At 35.4% G+C, this 2,676-nt stretch carries 2 protein-coding genes; both read right to left on the reverse strand.

Going from position 1 to position 2,676, the window contains the following annotated elements; genetic code table 11:
• Positions 1–921 precede the first annotated feature (921 nt).
• Entirely contained in the window at positions 922–2,052 is a 1,131-nt protein-coding gene (gene rsgA / locus AFK68_RS02740; RefSeq protein WP_094671438.1) for a small ribosomal subunit biogenesis GTPase RsgA, read from the reverse strand.
• Positions 2,049–2,318, reverse strand: a complete 270-nt coding sequence (locus tag AFK68_RS02745; RefSeq protein WP_094671440.1) for a sulfurtransferase TusA family protein — start codon at positions 2,316–2,318, stop codon at positions 2,049–2,051. The genes rsgA and AFK68_RS02745 overlap by 4 nt, the downstream gene beginning before the upstream one ends.
• Between the last annotated feature and the right edge of the window lie 358 nt (positions 2,319–2,676).

The raw sequence follows: 2,676 nt of genomic DNA on the forward strand, positions 1-2,676 counted from the left end.
GTATTACATTCTTTTTTAGAGGGAATAGTTGATTAATGAACAATGGATAATGAATAATGGATAATTAGGGCAGTATGAACGAGTTAGATAGAAATAGGGAGAGAAAATTAGATATTTCCAAAACTCTTTCATTATCAATTATCAATTATTAATTATTAATTATTAGTTATCAATTATTAGTTATTAGGAGAGGCTTTAAACCGGATCGATTAATTATCAATAGGTAACTTAACTAACTGGTTATACCAATTCCGATGAATTAACGCTATACTTGGATAAAACTTCAGTTATTAAGTAATTAAATTAAGATCATTACTTTTTTGTTAGAAAAGAGCAATTTTAGCATTAATTATTCTTGTTTTTACTTCTCCCGTACGGACGCCCTTATGCAACGTCCCTACACTACCCTACTCCCTTACTTCAATCAAATATAGAAAAGTTTTTGAGAAATGGTATTACTACTGTTTGAGGCAATCAAATAAGTTTCATACTCCAAAGAATTCATAAACTCCCGAAGTTCAGTTTCATTAGTTCCCATTTGTTGTAAACCAAATCTATTAATCTCACAAATAATGTATGGAACATCATATTTACCAATTGTATTTACAGCTCCTTAGAGCGATGGTTTTGAAGTGTTTGCTGAATTTATGACTATTGCATGGAGAAATAGTATACTCATTTTATTAAGCACCTAGAACTTTGCTGACTATTGCATGTAGAAATAGTATACTCATTTTATTAAGCACCTAACCTCCAACTTTTAGGGTGTGCTGAATTTATGACTATTGCGGATGGAGAAATAGTATACTCATTTGCTTAAGCACCTAAAACTTTGCTGACTATTGCATGTAGAAATAGTATGCTCATTTTCTTAAGCACCACCTGAAACTGAGAGTGGATGCTAAATTTCTGATTTCCCAATTATGAAAACTCATCCAACTCTTCACACAAATCTTGTAACTTCTGATGCTCTACCTTCCTAGAAGAACGCCGATATTTTTTACTAGCTAACTTAGGTTCAAACTTTTGTTTACCACCAGAACTCATCTTCGCCTTCATATTTGACTCAGCATCAGGTTTTTGCTGCAATACCTCCTGTCGCGCGATCGCCTCCTCCAAAAACATCAAATAATATTCATACCTATCCCATTCACCCCTAACCACACAGTTAGGTTCATCTCGATGTAAACAATCACTAAACTGACAACTCCCCTCCGCCAAAAACTTTCTAGCTTCTGGAAACAAATACGCCAACTCTATAGGTTCGCAGTCTAACTGTGGTTGATTAAAACCCGGTGTATCCGCTAACAAACCCCCATTAGGCAACTCAAATAATTCAACATGACGAGTAGTGTGTCGTCCCCGCGACAATTTTCCAGACACAGCACTCACCCGTAGATTAACATTAGGAATCAAATAATTAATCAAACTCGACTTCCCCACACCAGACGGACCAGAAATTACAGTAATTTTATTCCTCAGTTTTTCCCACAGAGAATTCGAGCTATTCTTTTCTACTCCCAAACCAGCTTCCGTTTGCACACTAATAAAAAAAGGTTCATAACCCCACTCAGAAATTTGAGTGCGCCATTCTTCCATTTTTGTTGCAGATACAAGGTCGCATTTACTCAAGCACAAACATATATCTAAACCTGTTGACTCAGCTTTAACTAAAAATCTCGTTAAAGCAACAGGATCTAAATCTGGTTCTGCCAAAGCAAATATCAACATTACCTGATTTGCATTAGCTATAGGAGGGCGATCGAGTTCTGTTTCTCTCGGTAAAACCTCTGCTACAGCACCTCGTCCACCCACCCAGTCTGGGTCTTCTATAATTACGCGATCGCCCACCATTACTTTTTGGCCAATTTTCTTCAATCGCGATCTACGGGTACACAGGAGAAAATCAGGTAAATTTTCTCTTGTATTTTTTACCGAGTTATGATTTTTCTCAAGCTTAACTTGGTAAAAATTTGCCTGAACTGCGACAACTGTCCCTAAGCACTGATTATCAGTCTCTAATATGTCAGCTATTTCTGAAGTCCAATTCATGCCACCATTTCTGGGCAACGCACCTTAAGGACAAAATATTCAGACTGGTCTTTTATTTCTTCTATTTGATAACCTTCCACAATCAAACTATCAGGTACTTGCTCTATTGGTTCCCCTGGGTCTAGCCAAACTTCTAAAATTTCTCCAGGCATCATCTTTTCCAGATATAGTTTTGTTTTAACAAAATTAATTGGGCAGGGAGTACCTCGCAGATCTATTTGAGCATCTGACTTTTGTTCTTCCTGGATTTGGGGTTGAGAATCCATAGTTAAATATTGTTTCTCCAGTTTTTGGCTTTGTTGTACGAATATTCTTAAATCCTTGCAGTGTAATACTCGCATCTTTGACATAAAATTTTTTTATAAATATTCATTTTATCATGCTTCTACAACTTTTATGGAATAAAGCCAAAATTTTTTATCATTATTTGTAGTATTAGCTTGAGTGTAATACTATAATCTAATTTATACAGAAAGTATATTTAGGTATCATAAAGATTTAACACAAATATAGTCTTATGTAGTTAAATATAGTCATATGGTCTCCAGGAATTTGGGCGACTATTGACATAATCTAACAATGTCTGCGATCATAGAAAATTAAATAGCCTCAAGAGTCAACGAT

The organism is Hydrocoleum sp. CS-953 (assembly GCF_002260545.1).
Lineage (GTDB): Bacteria > Cyanobacteriota > Cyanobacteriia > Cyanobacteriales > Microcoleaceae > Trichodesmium.